The organism is Pseudomonas sp., assembly GCF_048265905.1.
Lineage (GTDB): Bacteria > Pseudomonadota > Gammaproteobacteria > Pseudomonadales > Pseudomonadaceae > Aquipseudomonas.
In genome coordinates this window covers 109,095-132,070 of sequence record NZ_JBLXAP010000011.1, presented here as the reverse complement: position 1 = coordinate 132,070, position 22,976 = coordinate 109,095, and the positions used below count along the sequence as shown (strand labels likewise).

The window sequence follows — 22,976 nt, the reverse complement described above, 5'->3', positions numbered from 1 at the left end:
CCAGTCGGTGGTAGCAAAGGAATATTGCTGATATTCATCGCGTGCGTCCTAGACTTTATTGAAAGCAGCGATAATGCAGCTGTTGATTAAGTTTCTCTAGATGATTTTGTCTAGGTAGCCGAGTAGGGCGCGCCTGTTGCAGCGCGCCATGTTCGTATACAGACCTTAACGATTGAAGCGCTCGACCAAGGAATACTGACCCTGTGCTGTTTGGGTTAATTCTTGGCTAAGTGCCGCGGTGCTTTGTGCGTCAGCTGCAGTTTGGTCAGAAAGTTGGGCGATGGTGGTGATATTGCGGTTGATCTCATCCGCTACCGCGCTCTGTTCTTCAGCGGCGGCAGCTATTTGATCGGCCATATCGGCGATATTGGCTACGGAGTCGCTGATACCAGAAAGCGCCTCGTCAGCTTTTAATACACGTTCAACGCCATCGTCAGCCTGCTTGCGACCAATATCCATGGTCATTACGGCCTCTTCTGCAGTGCGTTGCAGTTTGGCGATCAAACCGTGAATTTGCTCGGTCGACTCAGCTGTGCGCTGGGCAAGCGAACGGACTTCATCGGCCACGACGGCAAAGCCACGCCCCATGTCGCCAGCACGAGCTGCTTCGATGGCGGCGTTAAGTGCCAATAGGTTGGTTTGATCGGCAATGCCTTTAATTACATCAACCACGCCGCCGATTTCGTTGCTGTCCTGGGCCAGGCGAGTAACCGTTTCGCCGGTTTCGCTGACCGATACCGACAAGCGTTGAATGGCTTCGCGAGTTTCAGCTGCGATGGCGCGACCTTCAGTGGACAGTCGATTGGCTTCTTGGGTAGCAATGGCAGTACGCGCGACATTGCTCGCAACTTCGAGTGTAGTGGCTGCCATTTCGTTTACCGCAGTGGCGACCATCTCGGTTTCCTGGCGTTGACGTTCAAGGCCTGCCGAGCTGTTCTGCGCCAGTTTGTCTGCCTGACGAGCTTGCTTGGTGAGGTTCTCGGCGCTGTCTTGCAGGCGGGTTAAACAGGTTTTGAGGCGTGCTTCCTGGCTCAATGCAGACATTTCAAGTTGGCCGAGAGGGCCTTGGGTGTCGGTGTACATTTGCGCGATAAGCGGATCTGAGGTGGTTTTCTCAGCCAGACTCAATAGGCGTCTGAAACCACGTTGCTGCCAGCGTAAACCCAGGGCGCCGACAGGTACCGCAACCAGCGCCGAAGCCAGTAAGCCGATGGACGTGCTCAGCCAAGAACCAATCAGCCAACTAACCATCGCTACGAGTAGAAACGGTAGCCAGTCGACGATTATTGGCTGTAGCTTGGCAACAGCTGACATCGCAGGCTTGCCTGCGTTGATGCGCATGTAAAGATTTTCAGCGCGCTTGATCTGTTCGCTCGTGGGTTTGATGCGCACCGACTCATAGCCAACTACCTGGTTGCGTTCAAGGACCGGTGTGACATAAGCATTGACCCAGTAATGGTCGCCATTTTTGCAGCGGTTTTTGACGATTCCCATCCATGGACGACCTTTTTTCAAGGTGATCCACATGTGTTCAAATACTGCTGACGGAACATCCGGATGACGCACAAGATTGTGCGGCGCGCGAATTAATTCGGCGTCGGAGAAACCGCTGATTGCGGTAAAGGCTTCGTTGCAATAAGTGATCTGGCCTTTGAGGTCAGTCGTGGATATCAGCCGTTGCTCGGCAGGAAAGGTGCGTTCACGTTGGGTAATAGGCTGATTGTTGCGCATGACGTGGCAGATCCATGAAGTTGATACTGCATGTCATCGGCCTGAGGCGGCGCAAGTTGAGGGTAATTTGGGAAAAAAGTCACTGAACTTTAGTTTGATTGATTTAAATCAATTTATTCCTGTTTGAACTGGCGCTCGGACAGTTACTAAATGTCCGAGCGCTCTAGTCTGGCTATTCCCCGGCAATCAGTTGGCGCAGCACGTAATGCAAAATCCCCCCCGCTTTGAAGTACTCAACTTCGTTCAGGGTGTCGATTCGGCAAAGCACTTCAATGCGCTCGCTACTGCTATCCTCGCGACTGATTTCGACAATAAGGTTCATCATTGGACGAATTTCAACGCCATCCAAACCGGTGATTTTCAGGGTTTCCTTGCCTGTTAGTTGAAGATTTTTGCGGTCTTGACCGTTCTTGAACTGCAGCGGTAGCACACCCATTCCAACCAGGTTGGAGCGGTGAATACGTTCAAAACTCTCCGCTAGCACCGCTTTTACCCCGAGAAGGTTGGTGCCTTTTGCTGCCCAGTCACGGGATGAGCCCGTGCCGTATTCTTTACCGGCAATGACCACCAGCGGCGTGCCTTCTTGCTGATAACGCATGGCCGCATCGTAAATCGACAATTGCTCGCCGCTTGGAATGTGCAGGGTGTTGCCGCCTTCGCTGCCATCAAGCATTTCATTACGAATACGGATGTTGGCAAAGGTGCCGCGCATCATCACTTCATGGTTGCCACGACGCGAGCCATAAGAGTTGAAGTCAACAGGTTCAACCCCTTTTTCACGCAGATAACGACCCGCTGGGCTGTCACTTTTGATATTGCCGGCTGGGGAGATGTGGTCAGTGGTGACCGAATCGCCAAGCAACGCCAGTACGCGTGCGTTGCTGATGTCACCAATATGTGGCGGTGCATCGGCAATGCCTTCGAAGAACGGCGGATGTTGGATATAGGTTGAGTCAGATTGCCAGTTGTAGGTGTCGTCTTCGGATACTTTAATCGCCTGCCATTGCTTGTCGCCGCTGAATACCTCAGCGTATTCCTTGCGGAACATGGCGGTGTCGACCTTCATAATGGCGTCGCTGATTTCTTTCTGGGTTGGCCAGATATCCTTGAGGTACACCGGATTGCCGTCTTTATCATCGCCCAACGACTCTTCGGCAATATTAATCCGCACATTGCCAGCTAGTGCGTAGGCGACGACCAAGGGTGGTGATGCCAGCCAGTTGGTTTTCACCAGAGGATGCACGCGGCCTTCGAAGTTACGGTTGCCAGAGAGTACCGAGGCAACTGTTAAATCAGCACTTTGAATAGCCTTCTCTATCGGCTCCGGCAATGGCCCGGAGTTACCGATGCAGGTGGTGCAGCCGTAGCCAACCAAGTCGAAGCCGAGCTTGTCCAAGTATTGGGTGAGGCCCGCGGCATTGAAGTATTCGGTAACCACTTTAGAGCCTGGAGCCAATGAGCTTTTAACCCAGGGCTTGCGCTGTAAACCTTTTTCCACGGCTTTTTTCGCAACTAGGCCAGCAGCCATCATTACGCTTGGGTTGGAGGTGTTGGTGCAAGAAGTGATTGCGGCAATGACCACAGCGCCGTTTTTCAGGCGGTGTGACTGACCGTCAAACTCATAATCGATTTCACCTGTGGAGTGATCGCTGCCAACAGCTGCGCCGCCACCGCCCTCACTGAGTAAGCGGCCTTCTTCTTTGCCGTTGGGCTTGAGCTGCAAGCCTACAAAGTCGTCAAATGCCTTATTCACCTGGGTCAAGGCCACGCGGTCTTGAGGGCGTTTAGGGCCAGCCAAGCTGGCTTCCACGCTGCCCATATCGAGTGACAGGCTGTCGGTAAAGGTGGGTTCCTGACCCTGTTCGCGCCACAGGCCTTGAGCCTTGGAGTAGGCCTCGACCAGCGCCACGGCATCGTCCGGGCGGCCAGACAGGCGCAGGTAGCCCAAGGTGATTTCATCTACCGGGAAGAAACCACAGGTTGCGCCATACTCAGGCGCCATGTTGGCGATAGTTGCACGATCAGCCAGCGGTAGCTCGGCGAGGCCATCACCGTAAAACTCAACGAATTTACCGACCACGCCTTTGCTGCGCAGCATTTGGGTGACGGTGAGTACCAAGTCTGTAGCGGTGATGCCTTCTTTTAGCTTGCCGGTAAGTTTGAAGCCGATTACTTCGGGGATCAGCATTGAAACCGGCTGGCCAAGCATGGCTGCTTCAGCCTCAATGCCGCCAACGCCCCAGCCCAATACACCGAGACCGTTGATCATGGTGGTGTGTGAGTCGGTACCGACCAGAGTGTCTGGGAAGGCGAAAGTTTGACCGTCTTCTTCTTTGGTCCAAACCGTACGGCCCAGGTATTCAAGGTTTACCTGGTGGCAGATGCCAGTGCCTGGCGGCACCACACTGAAATTGTCGAATGCATGCTGGCCCCAGCGCAGAAACTCATAGCGCTCGCCGTTGCGCTGCATCTCAATGTCAACGTTCTGGGTGAACGCACTGTCTGTGCCGAACTTATCAACCATCACCGAGTGGTCAATGACCAAGTCAACGGGTGAGAGCGGATTGATTTTTTGCGGGTCGCCGCCAGCCTTGCTCATGGCGTCACGCATTGCTGCAAGGTCGACCACGGCTGGAACGCCGGTGAAATCCTGCATCAGTACGCGGGCGGGGCGGTATTGGATCTCGCGGTCGGAGCTGCGCTTTTCCAGCCAGGCGGCGATTGCCTTGAGGTCGTCGCCGGTGACGGTTTTATCGTCTTCCCAGCGCAACAGGTTTTCCAGCAGCACTTTCAGGGACATTGGGAGCTTGTCGATGTTGCCAAGCGATTTAGCCGCTTCGGGCAAACTGAAGTACTGGTAGGTTTTGTCGCCAACTTTGAGGCTTTGGCGGCTGTTCAGGCTATTTAGGGATGGCATTCAAAGCTCCTTTTATGACCACACGGCTGGTCGGGCTGAACGTGTTGTGTTTTCTTCAGGCAGGCTTAAAAGCTAGTCGCAACTGAGGAGCACTGCCATATATAGAATGTATTTTTACCGTGCCACTCATGGCCGATAACATCAAGCGGCTACTACCTCGACCCCGCTAAAGGACACGCATACAGATGAGTGACGTTGTCTGTACGGAGGGTTTGCGCGCGTGATCTTTAGCGCAGTTGTTTTTTGATGGGTTACTAAGCTGGACATGATTTACAGCCCTAGGTTCCCAAGTTCGCTATCATGCGCGCCTTGAGGAGAACCCCCGATGAATACTTTGTTACTGCATTGCCGCCCCGGATTTGAAAACGAAGTCTGTTCTGAAATCAGCGAGCATGCTGCCAACCTGCAAGTCGCAGGCTACGCCAAGGCTAAAGCCAGCAGTGCCTGTGCGGAGTTCGTCTGCACGGAAGAAGGCGGTGCCGAGCGGCTGATGCAGGCTGTGCGTTTCAAACAGCTGATATTCCCTCGGCAATGGGCGCGTGGGGTATTTATTGACCTGCCTGAAACGGATCGCATCAGCGTTTTGCTTGAGCATCTGCAAGACTTTCCGGTCTGCGGCAGTGTCTGGCTCGAAGTGCTCGACACCAATGACGGCAAGGAACTGTCGAATTTCTGCAAGAAGTTTGAAGTGCCGCTGCGTAAAGCCTTGAGCAAGGCGGGCAAATTGATTGATCAGCCGGGCAAGCCGCGCTTGTTGCTGACGTTTAAAAGCGGTCGCGAGGTGTTTGTGGGCTTGGCCGAGGCGAACAACAGCGCTATCTGGCCGATGGGTATTCCGCGACTCAAGTTCCCGCGTGAAGCGCCAAGTCGCTCGACCTTGAAACTTGAAGAAGCCTGGCACACCTTTATTCCGCGTGACGAGTGGGATGAGCGTCTAAATGGTGACATGACCGGTGTTGACCTGGGCGCCGCGCCGGGTGGCTGGACCTATCAATTGGTCAGGCGGGGCATGCTGGTGACTGCAATTGACAACGGGCCAATGGCGCAAAGCCTGATGGATACCGGCTTGGTTCAACACTTGATGGCCGATGGCTTTACCTACAAGCCACGTCAGCCGGTGGATTGGATGGTCTGCGATATTGTTGAAAAGCCCGCACGCAACGCAGCATTGCTGGAAACCTGGATCGGTGAAGGTCTGTGCCGCGAGGCGGTGGTCAATCTCAAACTGCCCATGAAGCAGCGCTATGCCGAGGTACGTAAGCTACTCGATAGAATGGAGGCCGGTTTTGCCGAGCGGCGTATCAAGGTATCGATTGCCTGCAAGCAGCTCTATCACGACCGTGAAGAGGTGACTTGTTATCTTCGTCGTCTAAGCAAGTAGTTACAAGTAGGTGACCTTGGGGTCAGCTTTGCGCGACAATAGCGGCATATATTTGGAGTGTTTAGATGTCTGACCCAAAAAATCTCACGCCTGATGCGGTGCTTGATGCCAGCGGGCTGAATTGCCCAGAGCCTGTGATGATGCTGCACAACAAAGTGCGCGATTTGCAGGCTGGTAGCTTGCTGAAAGTGATTGCGACAGACCCTTCAACGCGTCGCGACGTGCCCAAGTTCTGTGTGTTTCTTGGCCATGACTTGCTCGATCAAGCCGAAGAAGCGGGCGCTTACCTGTACTGGATTCGCACCAAGCTTGATTGAATGCAGGTCGGCAACCAAGCTGGCACGTTGATCGTTATCCAGCCTGTTTAGATAGGCGAATATATTTGCGCGCACTGCGGCTCAGGCGTACGGCCAGCATCACGGCGGCGCAGGTTAAACCCACCACCAAACCTTGCCACAGCCCCTGTGGTCCGGACGGTTCGCCCAACCAGTTAGATAAGCCCAAGGCATACCCAACCGGCAGGCCAATCCCCCAATAGGCAAATAGAGTCAGCAGCATGGTGACGCGAGTGTCCTGGTAGCCGCGCAGCGCGCCTGCGGCGGTGACCTGAATCGCATCCGACAGTTGGAACAGTGCGGCGTAGACAATCAGCATTGATGCCAGCGCAATTACAGTCGGGTCAGGTGTGTAGATGCTGACGATCTGTTCGCGCAGCAGCAGGATCAAGGTGGCCGAGCAACATGCATAGACCAGCGCTGTCGCCATACTGACACCAGCGGCGAAGCGCGCGCCACGCGGGTCATGCCGTCCCAGCGCCTGACCGACGCGAACAGTAGCCGCCATGCCCAGTGAGTAAGGAATCATAAACACCAGCGAGCTGAAGTTCAGGGCAATCTGGTGACCTGCAACCACTGTTGCACCAAGACCGCCGATCAACAGGGCGATCACCGCAAAAATACTCGATTCAGCGAAAACCGCGATGCCTATCGGCAAGCCAATTGAAAGCAGGCGTTTGATGACCGACCACTGCGGCCACTCAAAGCGCTTAAACAGCTCGCTTGATTTGTAAAAGGACGCCCACTTGACCCATACCAGCATGCACACAAACATAAAGGTCATGACCAGGCCGGTCGCCCAACCACAGCCGACGCCACCCATGGCCGGTAAGCCGAACTTGCCGTAGATGAAAATGTAGTTGAGCGGAATGTTGAGCATCAGCCCGAAGATGCCAATCACCATGCTGGGCCGGGTATGCCCAAGACCGTCACTGAAACAGCGCAGCACGTGATAAAGCGCTACCGCAGGAAAGCCACAAGCCACTGCGCGCAGATAGCCCATCGATGGTTCGATCAAGTCGGGCTCAACGTTCATGCTGTGCAGCACGATTTCGGCATTCCAGAGCAGCGCCGCTGCAGCGCCGCCGACCACCACCGCCAGCCACAGAGCCTGGCGTACCAATGGGCCGATGCTGGATTCGTCACCGGCGCCATAACGCTGGGCGACTTTGGGTGTGGTTGCCAGCAAAATCCCCGTCATTAGCAGGAAAACCGGTACCCAAATCGAGTTGCCCAATGCCACGGCCGCCAAGTCGTGCGGGCCTACGCGTCCGGCCATCAAGGTGTCGACGAAACCCATGGCTGTGTGCGCCAGTTGGGCGATGATGATTGGCGTGGCGAGCATCAGCAAGCTACGAAGTTCACGGCTTACCCGTTGAGCTCGTGTTGCAGCGACTGAGGTGACAGGCATAGCTGATGCTCTCGTAAAACCGCGCAGTATACGCTCTGACCTTTCAGTCAGGAAAGGCCGTAATCAGCTGTTTCAATAAGTTGTTCAGCGTTTGTTGCATTTGCCGTGCTGCAATAGATTTGCGCAGCCTCTGCAGATAACTGTACGCACCTTGCTGTTAGACTAAAGGCTTGTCTCGTGGAGCCATGCCATGCGAATTGTTGCAGACGAAAATATACCCTTGCTTGATGAGTTTTTTGCCGACTTTGGCTCGATCACGCGCTTGCCTGGACGTTCAATTGATTCGGCAGCTGTGGCCGACGCCGATGTGCTGTTGGTGCGCTCTGTCACACAGGTCAATCAACGGTTGCTGCAAGCCAGTCGGGTAAGGTTCGTTGGCACTTGCACCATCGGCACCGACCACCTTGATCTTGATTATTTCCAGCAGGCCGAAATCGCTTGGTCCAGTGCGCCGGGTTGCAACGCGCGTGGCGTTGTTGATTATGTATTGTCGAGCTTGCTGGTGCTTGCCGAAGACCAGGCGGTTGATCTCTCAAAACGCACCTACGGCATTGTCGGTGCGGGGCAGGTCGGCCATCGTCTACAGACCGTGCTACAAGGCTTTGGCTGGACGGTATTGGTCTGTGATCCGCCGCGACAGGCTATTGAAGGTGGGGATTTTGTCAGTTTGAAGCAGATCATCAGCGACTGTGATGTGATCAGCCTGCATACACCGCTGAATAAAACAGGCGAGCATCCAACCCATCACCTGCTCAATGCTGAAAATCTGTCTCAGTTACAGCGGGGCGCATGGATGATCAATGCCAGCCGTGGTCCGGTGATTGATAACTTGGCACTGCGTCAACTGTTAGAGCAACGTAAGGATTTGCAGGCAGTGTTGGATGTTTGGGAGGCCGAGCCAAGTGTCGATGCTGAACTGGCTGCACTGTGCCGGATAGCGACACCGCATATTGCCGGCTATAGCCTTGACGGTAAATTGCGTGGGACGGCACAAATCTACAGTGCGTTTTGCAAATTTGCAGAGCAACCCGAGAAACATCGGCTGGATGATTTAATGCCCGAACCTTGGTTGGCGCAGATGCGCTTTTGCCCATCAGCGCCAACTGACTGGCTGATTGCAAGTATTTGTCGTGCGGTATACGACCCACGCCGGGATGATGCAGATTTTCGTCGTAGTCTGGTTAGCGATAACGTGCAGCAGCGTACAGCTTTCGATGCGCTGCGCAAGAATTATCCTGTGCGCAGAGAAGTCGAAGGGCTCAAGGTTGGGTTTGATGGTCAGCCATCGCCCGCGCAGGTACGGGTATTGGATGCACTCGGCGTAACCGCGCGCTAAGCAGGCTTAGCGCGCGGTTAGTGTGCAGTCGAGAGGATTCAATCTTTGTTTTGGTCAGCAATGCGGCTTTTTTCAAGCTCGTCGCAGGCATCCTGAATCATGTGTTCGGTAATCTCGATTTCACGACCTTGTTCATCGATGATCGCGCCACCAACAGGCTTGTCCTGGTCGGCGTCGTTGCTTTGGTTTTGCGGGGTTGGGCTGTTCATGACCGTTCTCCTCAGCAGGTTGCGTCGATCAAACTACAGCGTTTATTAGACGCACCACCAAATTGGACAGTTTTGCGGTGCTAGGTGTAGTTCTGCTTTGACGTAGGATTACTCTGCCAAAAAAGCCCCATACTTGAAAAGTCGGGAAGCACTGAATTTGCATAAAAACAGCATTATTTTGGAGTTTTAGTATGTCGCGCTTTCACATCGGGTTAATTATCAACCCGCTCGCTGGTCTCGGTGGACCTGCTGCTCTTAAAGGCAGTGATGGTGTTGCGGAGCAAGCACTGGCGCTGGGTATCGAACCAAAAGCTGCATTGCGTACCCGTACTGCTCTGAATTGTTTGGTTGAGCTTAAAGATCGGGTTGAGTTTGTAACCTTTCCCGGCAGCATGGGTGCGGATTTGCTGGCTGACATGGGTTTTTCGCATAAGGTTCTAGGTACGATTAATTCGCAGCTAACCACAGCGGATGACACTCGCAAAGCTGTAGAGCTATTGCAGGATGCAGGCGTGGCCCTGATTTTATTTGCCGGTGGCGACGGCACGGCGCGTGACGTTTGTGCCGCGGTGCGCGAAGGTCAGCCGGTATTGGGCATTCCTGCCGGGGTGAAGATCCAGTCCGGGGTCTATGCAATCAGTCCGCGCGCGGCTGGCGAATTGACTGCACGGCTGGTCACTGGCGGTTTGGTGCGTTTGGCCAGTGGCGAGGTGCGCGACATTGATGAGTCTGCGCTGCGTGAAGGCCGCGTAACTGCGCGCTGGTATGGCGAGTTGAGTGTGCCGGAAGAGGGCGGTTTTGTGCAGCAGGTCAAGCAGGGCGGTGTGGAATCCGAAGAACTGGTACTTGGTGATCTGGCTGACTGGCTGCAGGACAGCTGGGAAGCCGATGTGCGTTATGTATTAGGTCCCGGTTCGACCTTGCATGGGTTGGCGCATAACCTAGGCTTGAACACCACACTGCTGGGCGTGGACGTGATTGAAAACGGCCAGTTGCTGGCCTGCGATGTAACCGAGGCGCAGTTGTATGCGCTGGTGGCTGATCATCCGGCGCGCTTGTTGGTCACTGCCATCGGCGGCCAGGGTCATATCATTGGTCGTGGCAATCAGCAAATCAGCCCGAGGGTGCTTCGCGCCATCGGCCTTGAGCACCTGCGGGTGGTTGCCACCAAGCGCAAACTCGGCACGTTGGAAGGGCGTCCGCTCTTGGTGGACAGCGGCGACATAGCGCTGGACGACGCCTTTCCTGATGCGGTGCGAGTGTGGGCCGGTTACAAGGAAGAGCTGCTGTATCCCCTGAGTCGATAGGAGGTCGCGATGCGGGTCGTGAGTGTGTTGCTAATCTGGCTGCTTGCCTTTGCGGCGCAAGCCATCGAGCCGGATAAACTGGTGTTGGCTGCGCGTCAGCAAGTAGGCGTGACGCTTAGTTATGATCCGGCCTACCGCCACCTGAGTTACCCCAATGGCGATGTGCCGCTTAATACCGGCGTGTGCACCGATGTGCTGATTCGGGGGCTGCGCCCGCAAGGGCTGGATCTGCAGCAGGCGGTGCATCAGGACATGCGCGCAAACTTTCGCCTGTACCCGAAGAATTGGGGGTTGAGTCGTCCCGACAGCAATATCGACCATCGCCGAGTGCCAAACCTGATGACCTGGTTCAAGCGCCAAGGCTGGGCGTTGCCGCTTACTCAGGATGCCGGGCAATATCGCCCCGGTGATATCGTCACTTGGGATTTGGGCGGCGGTCTGACCCATATCGGCATTATCAGCGACCGCCAGGCGAGCAGCGGTGTGCCCTTGGTGCTGCACAATATTGGTCGCGGAGCCCAGGAAGAGGATATCCTCTTCAACTTCAAGATTACCGGTCACTACCGTATTCCGAAGGCCTGAGGGCTGCGCAAAGGAGTTGGATATGCCACCGCCTTTTATCCAAGCCGACGAGCGCGTGGTGTTGTTTGATGGGGTGTGCAAGCTGTGCAACGGCTGGGCGAAGTTTCTGATTCGCCACGATGTTGAACAGCGCTTTCGCTTGGCCTCGGTGCAGTCGAACGAAGGTCAGGCATTATTGGAGTGGGGCGGCTTGCCCCTTGATCATTTCGACAGTATGGCGTTGATCGATAATGGCCAGATGCTGCTGCGCTCGGATGCAGTGCTACGTATCGTCGGCCAGTTGTCCGGACCTTGGCGGTATTTTGAGTGGTTGCGGCTGGTTCCACGGCCCGTACGTGACTGGTGTTATGACCGTATTGCGCTCAATCGCTACCGGCTTTTCGGTCGTTATGATCACTGTCTGCTGCCAAACGCCGACCATGCGCGGCGCTTCTTGCATGATTGATTCTCGTCACGACAGATCAGCCTGGCTGACGCTTATCGTCCTGGCGCTGGTGTGTACTGCTGGCGGGCGTGCTGTTGATTGGGCTGCTGCTTGAAGTAGCGCTATCAAGTCCCCATCTACTGCCAAGGAAACTGTTAAAAACGACTGCGCTCGATAATACGGGGGCAGCCCTTGCTGCGTTAAAAACTGCTCACAGCCTTTAGGCTGAACGAACTTCAGTTGGGCGGCCCTCGCCGCAATCGCCTCTTAATTAACCGGCGTCAGCGCCCCTGCGAGCCTTCATGCTTTCGATTTTGTCTTCCCGTCAGCGTCATGCCCTGCGCATGGCCTGGCGCTTTATTGCGCCGTATCGCGGTCGCGTGCTCGGGGCCTTGCTGGCGCTGATCTTTACCGCTGCGATTACATTGTCCATCGGGCAGGGCATTAAACTGCTGGTCGATCAGGGGTTGGCCACGCAGTCACGCGAAGCGCTGGAGCACTCGATTGGCCTGTTCTTTGTGCTCGTGCTGGCGCTGGCCTTCGGTACCTACACGCGGTTCTATTTGGTTTCGTGGCTGGGCGAACGAGTGGTTGCTGATATACGCAAGCGGGTGTTCAACCATCTGATTACCTTGCATCCGGGGTTCTACGAGAGCAATCGCAGCTCAGAGATACAGTCGCGCCTGACTGCCGACACCACGCTTTTGCAGTCGGTCATTGGCTCATCGCTGTCGATGGCCTTGCGCAACCTGATCATCATGATTGGTGGCGTGGTTTTGCTGGTCATTACCAACCCAAAACTTAGCGCAATTGTGTTGGTGGCGCTGCCTTTGGTGGTTGCACCGATTCTTGTCTTCGGGCGACGGGTGCGTACACTCTCGCGCCAGAGTCAGGATCGTGTAGCCGATGTTGGTAGCTACGTCGCCGAGGTGCTTGGGCAGATTAAAACGGTTCAAGCTTACAACCACCAAAGCGAAGATATGCGCCGGTTTGCGATATCCGCTGAGGCTGCTTTCGACACTGCACGCCAGCGCATCGTCCAGCGCGCGTGGCTGATAACTGTGGTGATTGTGTTAGTTCTTGGCGCTGTTGGGGTAATGCTCTGGGTTGGTGGCATGGATGTGATCGACGGGCGCATTACCGGCGGCGAGCTAGCAGCGTTTGTGTTTTATAGCCTGATTGTGGGGTCATCATTCGGTACGCTGAGTGAGGTGATTGGCGAGTTGCAGCGCGCTGCTGGCGCCGCCGAGCGAATAGCTGAGCTATTGCAGGCGCGCAATGAAATTACGGCACCTACTGAAAATAAGTTGACCTTGGCGCAACCGATCCAAGGGCGTATAGAGCTGCAAAACCTGCATTTTGCCTATCCGACACGGCTTAACAGTTTCGCTGTCGATGGTATTGATCTACTCGTCGAGCCGGGGCAAACAGTTGCCTTGGTTGGCCCGTCGGGTGCAGGTAAGTCGACATTGTTTGATCTGCTGCTAAGATTTTTCGACCCGCAACAAGGGCGAGTCTTGGTTGACGGCCTGCCGATTGAGCAGCTTGACCCAAGTGATTTAAGGCAGTGTTTCGCACTGGTTTCGCAAAACCCAGCGCTGTTTTTTGGCACGATTGAAGACAATATTCGTTACGGTAAAACCAAAGCCAGCTACGCAGATGTGGAGGCTGCCGCGCGTGCAGCACATGCCCACGAGTTCATCATGAAGCTGCCTGATGGTTATCAGACCCATTTGGGTGATGCCGGAATAGGCCTGTCTGGTGGCCAGCGCCAACGTTTGGCCATCGCCCGTGCATTGTTGCTGGATGCGCCGATACTGCTGCTGGATGAGGCCACCAGCGCTCTTGATGCCGAGAGTGAACACTTGATCCAGCAGGCGCTGCCGCGATTGATGCAGGGCCGCACCACACTGGTGATTGCTCACCGGTTGGCGACAGTCAAAAGCGCTGAACGGATTGCGGTCATTGAGGCGGGTAAACTCGTGGCAATCGGCTCGCATCAGCAACTGATCAGCACTAACCCGCTGTATGCGCGCTTGGCTGAGCTGCAGTTTTCAGACCCGGAAATGAGCGACTCTTAGGGCGCTTCTGAAAAAGGTAGCGAGCGACGGGGGTACAAGGCGAAAAGCTGCGAAAAAGCGACCGGGGTCGCGCTCGACTTTAGTTGGCCTAAATTTGAACAGCTTTTCAACGCAGCACGGGCTGCCCCAGCACGGGCTGCCGCAGCATCGGCTGCCGCAGTAATACCTGGCGCAGTAGTTTTTCAGAGGTTCCCTTGGTTCTGCAAATCAATAGGTTTGGCCTGCGGCCGAATGGTGGCTGCCGCCCCGGCTGAGGCGAGAATAATAAAGCTGATGGCCAGCCACTGAGTGAAATGCAGTTGTTCGCTTAGAAACAGCAAGCCAGTAAGCGCTGCAACTGCGGGCTCAAGGCTCATCAAAATGCTGAAGGTACGAGCGGGTAAGCGCGTAAGGGCGATCATCTCAAGGCTGTAAGGCAGTGCAGATGACAGCACGGCTACTGCCAGCGCAATCGGTAGCAAATCAACGTTGTACAACGCTGAGCCGGCCTGCCACATGCCAATCGGGATGACCAAGGCGGCAGCGACCAAAGTACCAAGGCAGGCGGTATGCTTGCCATGTGCAGCGCCGGCTTTTTGGCCGAAAACTATGTAGGCGGCCCAGCAAAGTCCCGCACCGAGTGCAAACGCCATCCCTAGCGGGTCAAGTGCTTGCTCGGACTGGTTGCTTGGCAGTAATAACCACAATCCTGCAACCGCCATCGCCACCCAGACAAAATCGAGCAAGCGTCGGGATGAGAGCAGGGCCAAGGCCAGTGGCCCGGTGAATTCGAGCGAAACGGCAATGCCCAGCGGGATGGTTTTCAGCGACATGTAAAACATCAGGTTCATGCCGCCCAGTGCAATCCCGTAAGCCAGTAAGGCCTTACATGAGCCTAAACTTAAACGCGCCTGCCAAGGGCGCATGATGATCGCCAAAATGATCGCGCCGAAACCGAGGCGCAAAGCGGTTGTGCCTTCTGGGCCAATTAACGGAAATAAACTTTTGGCCAGCGATGCCCCGCTCTGAATAGACACCATCGCCACCAGGAGCAGGGCGATAGGCAGCACAATGGCGGTGGTCGGTATAGAGCGTGGCATTGTTGATTCCCAGTCAAATACAGGTGCAATAAAAAACCGGCCCTCAGGCCGGTTGTTCAGCCATCAAGAGATTAGCGATATTCGCAGAGATAAGCCGTATCAACTGCGACTTTAAGCTTGAACTTGCTGTTGGCCGCTACGGTGAACTTGCTACCCGCTTCATAGGTTTCCCAGCTTTCAGAGCCGGGTTGCTGCACGGTCAGCGCGCCCGCCACAACGTGCATGACTTCGAGTTGGCTGGTGCCGAACTCGTAGTCGCCAGCAGCCATTACACCGATAGTGGCCGGGCCTTCAGCCATATCGAAAGCAATAGATTTGACGGTGCCGTCGAAGTACTCGTTCACTTTGAACATATGCAAATCCTCGGAAGGGCTGAAAAAGGGTCGCCAGTATGCCGAAGCCTGATCTGGGCGTCATCAGCTTTGAATAGGTAAAACCAAAGGCAGTAATCGAGCAGTATTACGTGCATCACAGAGCGCACGGTGTTGTTGTCCGCTGAAATTGATCCCGGAGAGCTGCAGCGCAGTATGCAGGCCAACAGGACGCTGCAGTTTTCGCGCTTGGGCAAAGGTTTTTTTAAGGTTGAGGTGATTAACCTTGCTCAAATGGCTTGTGAGTTTTTGCAGTTGCCAATCTTGCTCGAGTTGTCGGCGGTCATATTCCCCCCAGCTTGCCCAGCCGACCAAGCGTGAGTGATGTTGACTTAGCCAGCGTTCAAAAAGCGGCCAAATTTCGGCTAAAGGCACCGCGCTATCGACGTTGGCTTGGCTGATGTGGGTTAAATCCCGACAAAACTTCGTTAAGTGAGGGCGCCTGACTGGCTTTACAAAACGTTGGAAATGATCAACCTCATGACCGTCGGCGTTAACCATGCTGGCGCCGATTTCGATGATTTCCATTTCCTCAATAGGCCAACCGCCTTCCTCTGTAGTAGCTTCCAGGTCAATCACTAACCAATGTCCCATAGGCTCTCCATGAGCTAGTGTGCGTATTCGCACCGCAGGCAAACTTATATTAGGTTTTAGGACAATCGCGTCAGTATGCAAGTGCCCAACTATTGCGATAAAACGCGTGTTAGGCTTCTGCTAAATCAATCTGGAGGTATCAAATGGCCAATGTAGCCTTTGTTGGGTTGGGTGTTATGGGTTATCCCATGGCCGGGCATTTGGCGCGCGACGGTCACCAAGTGCGTGTTTACAATCGCTCGGCTGCCAAGGCTGAAAAGTGGGTTGATGAATACGCCGGTGAGCGTGCGGCTACGCCACGCGAGGCTGCGCAAGGCGCTGACTTGGTGATGGTCTGTGTTGGTAATGACGACGACCTGCGCAGTGTCGTGCTGGGTGACGATGGCGCACTGGCGGGCATGCAGGCGGGTAGTGTGTTAGTTGACCACACCACAGCGTCGGCGACGGTTGCACGCGAGCTTGCAGCTATTGCTCGAGAGCGTTCGGTCGGGTTTCTGGATGCGCCAGTATCCGGTGGACAGGCAGGCGCACAAAATGGTGTGTTGACGGTGATGGTTGGCGGTGAACAGGCCGATTTTGACCGGGCACAGCCAGTTATTGATGTGTATGCAAAAATGGTCCGTTTGATGGGCCCGGCGGGTAGCGGTCAGTTGACCAAGATGGTCAATCAGATTTGTATTGGCGGCCTGGTGCAGGGGTTGTCCGAGGCGCTGCACTTTGCTCAGTGCGCTGGGCTTGATGGCCTTGCTGCGATGGAAGTTATCAGTAAGGGCGCTGCGCAATCGTGGCAGCTTGAGAATCGCCATAAAGCCATGCTTGAAGGTGTGTTTGACTTCGGTTTTGCGGTCGATTGGATGCGCAAAGACTTATCAATCCTGCTCACAGAAGCGCGCAGCAATGGCGCACAGTTACCGGTGACAGCGCTGGTTGATCAGTTTTATGCTGATGTTCAGGCTGCTGGCGGCGGTCGCTGGGATACCTCAAGCCTGATCTCGCGACTCAAGCCAATTAAGAACTCCTGAACGGTTTTGTTGCCTTAATATCGGGCGCCATGATCATGTTTACGGCGCCCGGTTATTCAACCCCTGACATTGATCAATAAGTGTTTCAGGCACTGCTAATTCTGCCCGTCAGTGGGTAAAATCGGCGATATGCTTTGATTATGCATTTTTTAGGGTTTACTGATCATGAAATGCCGTGCTGGCTGTGGCGCTTGCTGCATCTCACCTTCCATTAGTTCATCAATTCCAGGGATGCCCAATGGCAAGCCTGCAGGCGTGCGTTGCATTCAGTTGGATGCAGCCAATTTTTGCATGATCTTCGGCCAGCCTGATCGTCCGGCAGTGTGCTCTGCATTCAGCGCGGATATTGATGTTTGCGGTGATACTCAGGAAGACGCAATACGTATGCTTGCCTGGCTTGAGGGCTCTACAGCTGCGGCGTGCTAATTAATTACCAGCAGGCAAAAGCCTGGGAGAGATAATGGCTCGGTTTACACGGTTATTGGTGGCTGGCGTTGCCGTCCTGGCTGCAAGTTCCGCCTTTGGACAAGACTGGAGCCTGGTGAAGGATGAGGCCGGGATCAAGATTTACCTGAGCGATGTGAAGGGTTCGGAATACAAGGCCTATCGCGGTGTGACGACGGTCAAGTCCGACGTTCCGACGCTGCTCAAGTTGCAGGAAGATGCTGCTGGTTCGTGCGCATGGATCCATGAGTGCAAAATGCAAAAAATGCTCAAGCAGGACGGTGATAAAGCCTGGACCTACGCTCAATTCAACACGCCATGGCCGGTAACCCCGCGTGACTCGGTCATGGAAATCACCACCAAGCAGGATGCCAAGGGTAGTGCGACCCGTGTGATGCACGGCGTGCCAGATTACTTGCCGCAAGAGAAGGGCTTTGTCAGGGTCAGTCAGCTTGAAGGTCGCTGGGAGTTTATTCCGAAGGCCGCAGGTGAAGTCGAAGTGGTGTATGAAGTGCATACCGAGCCGGGCGGCAGCGTACCATCGTGGCTGGCCAACAAGTTTGTGGTAGATGCACCGTTCAATACCCTGAAAAACTACCGCGCGCTGGCCGAGAAAAAATAATTCAGCGGCAAGATACTGTGTCGATGTGGTCAGTGATGGATGAATAAGCAGCGCTTATCCAGTTGCTCACAAAAAAGGCTGCCAAATGGCAGCCTTTTTTGCGCGATAAAATTAGCCTTGATGGCTTATTTGTTGATGTCGCGCTGCTCTTTGCCGGTGTACAGCTGGCGTGGACGGCCGATTTTGTACGGGCTTTCGAGCATTTCTTTCCAGTGCGAGATCCAGCCAACAGTGCGTGCCAGTGCGAAAATCACAGTGAACATGCTGGTTGGGATGCCGATCGCTTTAAGAATGATGCCTGAGTAGAAGTCAACGTTCGGGTACAGCGAGCGCTCGATAAAGTATGGATCGGTCAGTGCGATCTCTTCGAGACGCATTGCCAGTTCCAGTTGTGGGTCATTGGTGATGCCCAGCTCTTTTAGAACTTCGTCGCACGTCTGCTTCATCACGGTGGCGCGCGGGTCGCGGTTTTTATAAACGCGGTGCCCGAAGCCCATCAGTTTGAATGGATCGTCTTTGTCTTTGGCTTTGGCAATGAAGGTGTCGATGTTTGAAACATCGCCAATTTCATCAAGCATGCTCAGTACGGCTTCGTTGGCGCCGCCGTGAGCAGGTCCCCATAGAGCAGCGATACCGGCAGCGATACAGGCAAACGGGTTGGCGCCAGAGGAGCCAGCCAGGCGAACAGTTGAGGTCGATGCGTTCTGTTCATGGTCGGCGTGCAGGATAAATATTTTATCCATCGCTTTGGCCAGAACCGGGCTGATCGGCTTAATTTCGCAAGGCGTGTTGAACATCATGTGCAGGAAGTTTTCAGCGTAATTAAGATCATTACGCGGGTACATCATGGGTTGGCCCATGGAGTACTTGTAAGTCATCGCTGCAAGGGTTGGCATCTTGGAAATCAGGCGCATGGCCGAAACTTCGCGGTGATGCGGGTTCTTGATGTCCAGTGAGTCGTGATAGAAGGCGGAGAGGGCGCCGACAACACCACACATAATTGCCATTGGGTGAGCGTCACGACGGAAGCCGTTGAAGAAGGTTTTCAACTGCTCGTGAACCATGGTGTGGTTCTTGATGGTGCTTACAAATTGAGCTTTTTGCGCTTCATCAGGCAATTCGCCGTTCAGCAGCAAGTAGCAGGTTTCCAGGTAGTCAGCTTGCTCGGCGAGCTGCTCAATTGGATAACCGCGATGCAGCAGAATGCCCTGTTCACCATCGATGAAGGTGATTTGCGACTCGCAAGACGCGGTGGACATAAAGCCTGGATCAAAAGTGAAGCGGCCCGTGGCTGTTAAGCCTCTTACATCAATTACATCGGGACCAACGGTGCCGGTTAAAATAGGCAGTTCGACGGGGGCAGCGCCCTCGATGATCAACTGCGCTTTTTTGTCAGCCATGTGTGGCCTCCTAGTTATGCTTGGTATCATCAGACAGCCCCCCACGCAGGGCCCGCACCACTATAGAGGGATAAATTCTAAAGTCAATTTGCGAAAACTCTATGCGCTAGAGCGTGTGGGTTGCTGTTTATTAAGGATAAGTTGCGCTTTTACGTGATTTAAATAATCAACGCAATCCGCACTAAGGTGTAAGGGGGTCCGTTGTCATTAGTAACCTAACTGTCTATACTCTGCGGCCAACCACTAAGGGCTTTTGACCCTGTATCTGGTGGTTTTCACTCCTTGGGTGATGGGTACCTGACCAGTGCACCTCCCGACAACTTTGCCCTGCAACTTCGGGGCTCTCAGTGTGATAAAAAAAGCCGTGAATAGCCAACGACCTGTAAACCTAGACCTTAGGACTATCAAGCTCCCAATCACCGCTTACACGTCCATTCTTCACCGTATTTCCGGTGTCATCCTCTTTGTCGGCATTGCCGTGCTGCTTTATGCGCTCGACAAGTCGCTTGCTTCAGAGGAAGGCTTCGCAGAGGTAAAAGAATGTTTGACTAGCCCTTTGGCTAAGTTCGTGATTTGGGCATTGTTGTCCGCCTTGCTGTACCACCTGGTGGCTGGCGTACGCCACATCATCATGGATATGGGTATCGGTGAATCGCTTGAGGGCGGTGCATTGGGCTCGAAAATCGTACTCGCTGTTGCAGCGGTCATGATCCTGTTGCTGGGGGTATGGATATGGTAACCAACGTCACTAACTTGTCGCGTTCTGGTCTGTATGACTGGATGGCGCAGCGTGTTTCAGCTGTCGTTCTCGCGGCTTATGTATTGTTTTTGCTGGGCTTCGTGATTGCCCATCCTGGTATGGGTTATGCCGATTGGCATGGTCTGTTCTCCAATCAAGCAATGCGCATCTTCAGCTTGCTGACTTTAGTTTCGCTTAGCGTTCATGCCTGGGTTGGTATGTGGACAATCTCCACTGACTACCTGACCAACATGGCTATCGGTAAGTGGGCTACGGCCGTGCGTTTTCTGTTCCAGGCTGCGTGTGGCATCGCCATGTTCGCGTTTTTCGTCTGGGGCGTGCAGATTCTTTGGGGTATCTGATCCATGACTAGCATTCGTACACTTTCCTATGACGCCATCATTATTGGTGGCGGCGGTGCAGGCATGCGTGCCGCGCTGCAACTGGCTCAAGGCGGTCATAAAACCGCAGTAGTCACCAAAGTTTTCCCTACGCGCTCGCATACTGTATCGGCTCAGGGCGGTATCACCTGTGCAATCGCTTCGGCTGATCCGAACGATGACTGGCGCTGGCACATGTACGATACCGTTAAAGGCTCCGACTATATCGGTGACCAGGACGCTATCGAATACATGTGTTCTGTAGGCCCTGAAGCTGTGTTCGAGCTTGAGCACATGGGCTTGCCTTTCTCGCGTACTGAAACTGGCCGCATCTATCAGCGTCCATTCGGTGGCCAATCGAAAGATTTCGGTAAAGGCGGCCAGGCTGCTCGTACTTGCGCAGCCGCTGACCGTACCGGTCACGCACTGTTGCACACTCTTTATCAGGGCAACCTCAAAGCGGGCACCTCGTTCCTTAACGAGTGGTACGCAGTTGATCTGGTTAAGAACCAGGACGGCGTTATCGTCGGCGTTATTGCTATCTGCCTGGAAGACGGTGAAACCGTTTATATCCGCGCCAAGGCTGTGGTTCTGGCAACTGGTGGGGCTGGTCGTATCTACTCGTCCACTACTAACGCCCTGATCAACACCGGTGACGGTATCGGCATGGCGCTGCGTGCAGGTGTTCCGGTTCAGGACATCGAAATGTGGCAGTTCCACCCGACCGGTATTGCCGGCGCTGGCGTACTGGTAACTGAAGGTTGCCGTGGTGAAGGTGGTTACCTGATCAACAAGCACGGCGAGCGTTTCATGGAGCGTTATGCTCCGAACGCCAAAGACCTTGCCGGTCGCGACGTTGTTGCACGCTCGATGGTTAAAGAGATTATTGCCGGTAACGGTTGTGGTCCTGATGGCGATCACGTAATGCTGAAGATGGATCACCTGGGCGAAGAAGTCCTGCTGAGCCGTCTGCCAGGCATCGTTGAGCTGTCGAAAACCTTCGCTCACGTTGACCCAGCGGTTACGCCGATTCCTGTTGTTCCGACTTGCCACTATATGATGGGCGGCGTTGCCACCAACATTCATGGTCAAGCGATTACTCAAGATGCCAACGGCAACGACAAGATCATTGAAGGTCTGTTTGCTGTTGGTGAAGTGGCATGCGTATCGGTTCACGGTGCTAACCGCCTGGGCGGCAACTCGCTGCTCGACTTGGTGGTATTCGGCCGTGCAGCTGGCCTGCATCTGGAAAAATCGCTTAAAGAAGGCGTTGAGCATCGCAACGCAAGCGCAACTGACATCGAGCAGTCGCTTGGTCGTCTGGCAGGTGTTAACGAGCGCACCACCGGCGAAGATGTAGCGCCGCTGCGTAAAGAACTGCAAAGCTGCATGCAGAACTACTTCGGTGTATTCCGTACTGGCGAATACATGCAGAAGGGTATTACCCAATTGGCTGACCTGCGTGAGCGGATCGCCAATGTTAAGATCGCGGACAAGAGTCAGGCTTTCAACACTGCGCGTATTGAAGCTTTGGAACTGCAAAACCTTCTTGAAGTTGCTGAAGCGACTGCGATTGCTGCCGAGACTCGTAAAGAATCTCGCGGTGCTCACGCTCGTGAAGACTTCGAAGATCGTGACGACGAAAACTGGCTGTGCCATTCCCTGTACTTCCCAGGTGATAAGCGCGTGACCAAGCGTGCCGTCAACTTCTCGCCGAAGACAGTTCCGACCTTTGAACCTAAGATCCGGACTTACTAAGGGTGGCTGATATGTTGCAAGTAAGTGTTTATCGCTATAACCCTGAGAGCGACTCTGCGCCGTTCATGCAGGACTTCCAGATCGATACAGGCGGCAAGGACATCATGGTTCTTGACGTTCTGGCTCTGGTCAAAGAACAGGACGAAGGCTTCTCTTATCGTCGTTCTTGCCGTGAGGGCGTGTGTGGCTCTGACGGTATGAACATCAATGGCAAGAATGGCCTGGCTTGCATCACGCCTTTGTCGGCTGTGGTGAAAAACAACAAGCTGGTGATTCGTCCGTTGCCTGGTTTGCCAGTCATTCGTGACCTCGTTGTCGATATGAGCATCTTCTATAAGCAGTACGAGAAGGTTCAGCCGTTTTTGCAGAACGACACGCCAACGCCAGCTATCGAACGCCTGCAGACGCCGGAAGAACGTGAGAAGCTGGATGGTTTGTATGAGTGCATTCTGTGCGCTTGCTGCTCGACCAGCTGCCCATCGTTCTGGTGGAACCCTGATAAGTTCCTCGGTCCTGCTGCGTTGCTGCAAGCCTATCGTTTCCTGGCTGATAGCCGTGACACGAAAACAGTTGAACGTTTGTCGGCTTTGGATGATCCATTCAGTGTGTTCCGCTGCCGTAGCATCATGAACTGCGTAAGCGTTTGCCCCAAGGGTCTGAACCCTACCAAGGCGATCGGCCACATTCGCGGTATGTTGTTGCAGAGCGGTACTTGATTCACCGAGTTTAGTTAGACCTGTAACGCCTGCGGTCTCTTGTGCTCAATACGAGACCGCAGTTATAGCCAGAATCGCAGCTCAAAAAGCCGCGGTTCTAATTTGAAATATTATGACGACCAGCAGGGGCATCTGGG

The 22,976-nt window shown here is 54.3% G+C and carries 22 protein-coding genes and 1 pseudogene; 14 read left to right on the top strand and 9 right to left on the bottom strand.

Going from position 1 to position 22,976, the window contains the following annotated elements; all coding sequences use genetic code 11:
* Positions 1–165: 165 nt before the first annotated feature.
* The 3 genes and pseudogenes from ACN0UH_RS15230 to acnA form a co-directional block, all read right to left on the bottom strand.
* Positions 166–1,251 (bottom strand): methyl-accepting chemotaxis protein, encoded by a 1,086-nt coding sequence (locus ACN0UH_RS15230; protein WP_417662865.1) that lies wholly within the window; start codon positions 1,249–1,251, stop codon positions 166–168.
* A 201-nt stretch (positions 1,252–1,452) separates the two neighbouring features.
* Positions 1,453–1,731: pseudogene (locus ACN0UH_RS15225) on the bottom strand (PAS domain-containing protein); the annotation flags it as partial.
* Positions 1,732–1,903: 172 nt separating this feature from the next.
* On the bottom strand, positions 1,904–4,648 hold the full coding sequence (acnA, locus tag ACN0UH_RS15220) for an aconitate hydratase AcnA (protein ID WP_417662850.1): 2,745 nt from the start codon (positions 4,646–4,648) through the stop codon (positions 1,904–1,906).
* Between the two features lie 325 nt (positions 4,649–4,973).
* On the opposite strand from acnA, the gene rlmM reads away from it, so the two are divergent.
* Complete coding sequence (rlmM, locus tag ACN0UH_RS15215; protein WP_417662849.1) at positions 4,974–6,029, top strand: 23S rRNA (cytidine(2498)-2'-O)-methyltransferase RlmM; 1,056 nt, start codon at positions 4,974–4,976, stop codon at positions 6,027–6,029.
* A gap of 65 nt (positions 6,030–6,094) precedes the next feature.
* Positions 6,095–6,346 carry a sulfurtransferase TusA gene (tusA, locus tag ACN0UH_RS15210; protein ID WP_417662848.1) on the top strand — a complete coding sequence of 84 codons (252 nt, stop codon included), beginning with the start codon at positions 6,095–6,097 and terminating at the stop codon, positions 6,344–6,346.
* A gap of 34 nt (positions 6,347–6,380) precedes the next feature.
* Here tusA and ACN0UH_RS15205 read toward each other — a convergent pair whose 3' ends face one another.
* Positions 6,381–7,775 carry an MATE family efflux transporter gene (locus ACN0UH_RS15205; protein ID WP_417662847.1) on the bottom strand — a complete coding sequence of 465 codons (1,395 nt, stop codon included), beginning with the start codon at positions 7,773–7,775 and terminating at the stop codon, positions 6,381–6,383.
* 190 nt (positions 7,776–7,965) lie between these two features.
* Here ACN0UH_RS15205 and pdxB point away from each other — a divergent pair, with 190 nt between their 5' ends.
* Complete coding sequence (gene pdxB / locus ACN0UH_RS15200; protein WP_417662846.1) at positions 7,966–9,111, top strand: 4-phosphoerythronate dehydrogenase PdxB; 1,146 nt, start codon at positions 7,966–7,968, stop codon at positions 9,109–9,111.
* 38 nt (positions 9,112–9,149) lie between these two features.
* Here the strand turns inward: pdxB and ACN0UH_RS15195 are convergent, their stop codons facing one another.
* Entirely contained in the window at positions 9,150–9,320 is a 171-nt protein-coding gene (locus tag ACN0UH_RS15195) for a PA1571 family protein (protein WP_417662845.1), read from the bottom strand.
* Between the two features lie 191 nt (positions 9,321–9,511).
* Here ACN0UH_RS15195 and ACN0UH_RS15190 point away from each other — a divergent pair, with 191 nt between their 5' ends.
* From ACN0UH_RS15190 to ACN0UH_RS15175, 4 genes are all read left to right on the top strand, one after another.
* Positions 9,512–10,627 carry an ATP-NAD kinase family protein gene (locus ACN0UH_RS15190; protein ID WP_417662844.1) on the top strand — a complete coding sequence of 372 codons (1,116 nt, stop codon included), beginning with the start codon at positions 9,512–9,514 and terminating at the stop codon, positions 10,625–10,627.
* A gap of 9 nt (positions 10,628–10,636) precedes the next feature.
* Positions 10,637–11,209, top strand: a complete 573-nt coding sequence (locus ACN0UH_RS15185) for a DUF1287 domain-containing protein (RefSeq protein WP_417662843.1) — start codon at positions 10,637–10,639, stop codon at positions 11,207–11,209.
* A 22-nt stretch (positions 11,210–11,231) separates the two neighbouring features.
* Positions 11,232–11,654 (top strand): thiol-disulfide oxidoreductase DCC family protein, encoded by a 423-nt coding sequence (locus ACN0UH_RS15180; protein WP_417662842.1) that lies wholly within the window; start codon positions 11,232–11,234, stop codon positions 11,652–11,654.
* A 281-nt stretch (positions 11,655–11,935) separates the two neighbouring features.
* On the top strand, positions 11,936–13,714 hold the full coding sequence (locus tag ACN0UH_RS15175) for an ABC transporter transmembrane domain-containing protein (protein ID WP_417662841.1): 1,779 nt from the start codon (positions 11,936–11,938) through the stop codon (positions 13,712–13,714).
* A 182-nt stretch (positions 13,715–13,896) separates the two neighbouring features.
* On the opposite strand, the gene rhtA is transcribed toward ACN0UH_RS15175, so the two are convergent.
* The 3 genes from rhtA to ACN0UH_RS15160 all read right to left on the bottom strand — a co-directional run bounded on the left by rhtA (position 13,897) and on the right by ACN0UH_RS15160 (position 15,758).
* On the bottom strand, positions 13,897–14,793 hold the full coding sequence (rhtA, locus tag ACN0UH_RS15170; RefSeq protein ID WP_417662840.1) for a threonine/homoserine exporter RhtA: 897 nt from the start codon (positions 14,791–14,793) through the stop codon (positions 13,897–13,899).
* Between the two features lie 71 nt (positions 14,794–14,864).
* Positions 14,865–15,146, bottom strand: coding sequence for a pyrimidine/purine nucleoside phosphorylase (locus tag ACN0UH_RS15165; protein ID WP_417662839.1), 282 nt, complete (start codon positions 15,144–15,146; stop codon positions 14,865–14,867).
* Between the two features lie 63 nt (positions 15,147–15,209).
* The gene (locus ACN0UH_RS15160) at positions 15,210–15,758 is read right to left on the bottom strand and encodes an exonuclease domain-containing protein (protein ID WP_087517031.1); all 549 of its coding nucleotides are present in this window, start codon (positions 15,756–15,758) and stop codon (positions 15,210–15,212) included.
* Positions 15,759–15,886: 128 nt separating this feature from the next.
* On the opposite strand from ACN0UH_RS15160, the gene ACN0UH_RS15155 reads away from it, so the two are divergent.
* From ACN0UH_RS15155 to ACN0UH_RS15145, 3 genes are all read left to right on the top strand, one after another.
* Positions 15,887–16,780, top strand: coding sequence for an NAD(P)-dependent oxidoreductase (locus ACN0UH_RS15155; RefSeq protein WP_417662864.1), 894 nt, complete (start codon positions 15,887–15,889; stop codon positions 16,778–16,780).
* A 165-nt stretch (positions 16,781–16,945) separates the two neighbouring features.
* Positions 16,946–17,206 carry a YkgJ family cysteine cluster protein gene (locus tag ACN0UH_RS15150; RefSeq protein ID WP_417662838.1) on the top strand — a complete coding sequence of 87 codons (261 nt, stop codon included), beginning with the start codon at positions 16,946–16,948 and terminating at the stop codon, positions 17,204–17,206.
* Positions 17,207–17,240: 34 nt separating this feature from the next.
* Complete coding sequence (locus tag ACN0UH_RS15145) at positions 17,241–17,846, top strand: START domain-containing protein (protein WP_417662837.1); 606 nt, start codon at positions 17,241–17,243, stop codon at positions 17,844–17,846.
* Between the two features lie 125 nt (positions 17,847–17,971).
* Here ACN0UH_RS15145 and gltA read toward each other — a convergent pair whose 3' ends face one another.
* Positions 17,972–19,246, bottom strand: a complete 1,275-nt coding sequence (gene gltA, locus ACN0UH_RS15140) for a citrate synthase (protein ID WP_417662836.1) — start codon at positions 19,244–19,246, stop codon at positions 17,972–17,974.
* 352 nt (positions 19,247–19,598) lie between these two features.
* Between gltA and sdhC the strand changes: the two genes are divergently transcribed.
* From sdhC to ACN0UH_RS15120, 4 genes are read left to right on the top strand one after another with little or no spacing between them, the layout of a single operon-like run.
* Entirely contained in the window at positions 19,599–19,985 is a 387-nt protein-coding gene (sdhC, locus tag ACN0UH_RS15135) for a succinate dehydrogenase, cytochrome b556 subunit (RefSeq protein ID WP_176443230.1), read from the top strand.
* Complete coding sequence (gene sdhD, locus ACN0UH_RS15130; RefSeq protein ID WP_417662863.1) at positions 19,979–20,347, top strand: succinate dehydrogenase, hydrophobic membrane anchor protein; 369 nt, start codon at positions 19,979–19,981, stop codon at positions 20,345–20,347. The genes sdhC and sdhD overlap by 7 nt, the downstream gene beginning before the upstream one ends.
* A gap of 3 nt (positions 20,348–20,350) precedes the next feature.
* Positions 20,351–22,123, top strand: a complete 1,773-nt coding sequence (gene sdhA, locus ACN0UH_RS15125) for a succinate dehydrogenase flavoprotein subunit (protein WP_417662835.1) — start codon at positions 20,351–20,353, stop codon at positions 22,121–22,123.
* 11 nt (positions 22,124–22,134) lie between these two features.
* Positions 22,135–22,839, top strand: a complete 705-nt coding sequence (locus ACN0UH_RS15120) for a succinate dehydrogenase iron-sulfur subunit (protein WP_417662834.1) — start codon at positions 22,135–22,137, stop codon at positions 22,837–22,839.
* The last annotated feature ends 137 nt before the right edge of the window (positions 22,840–22,976 follow it).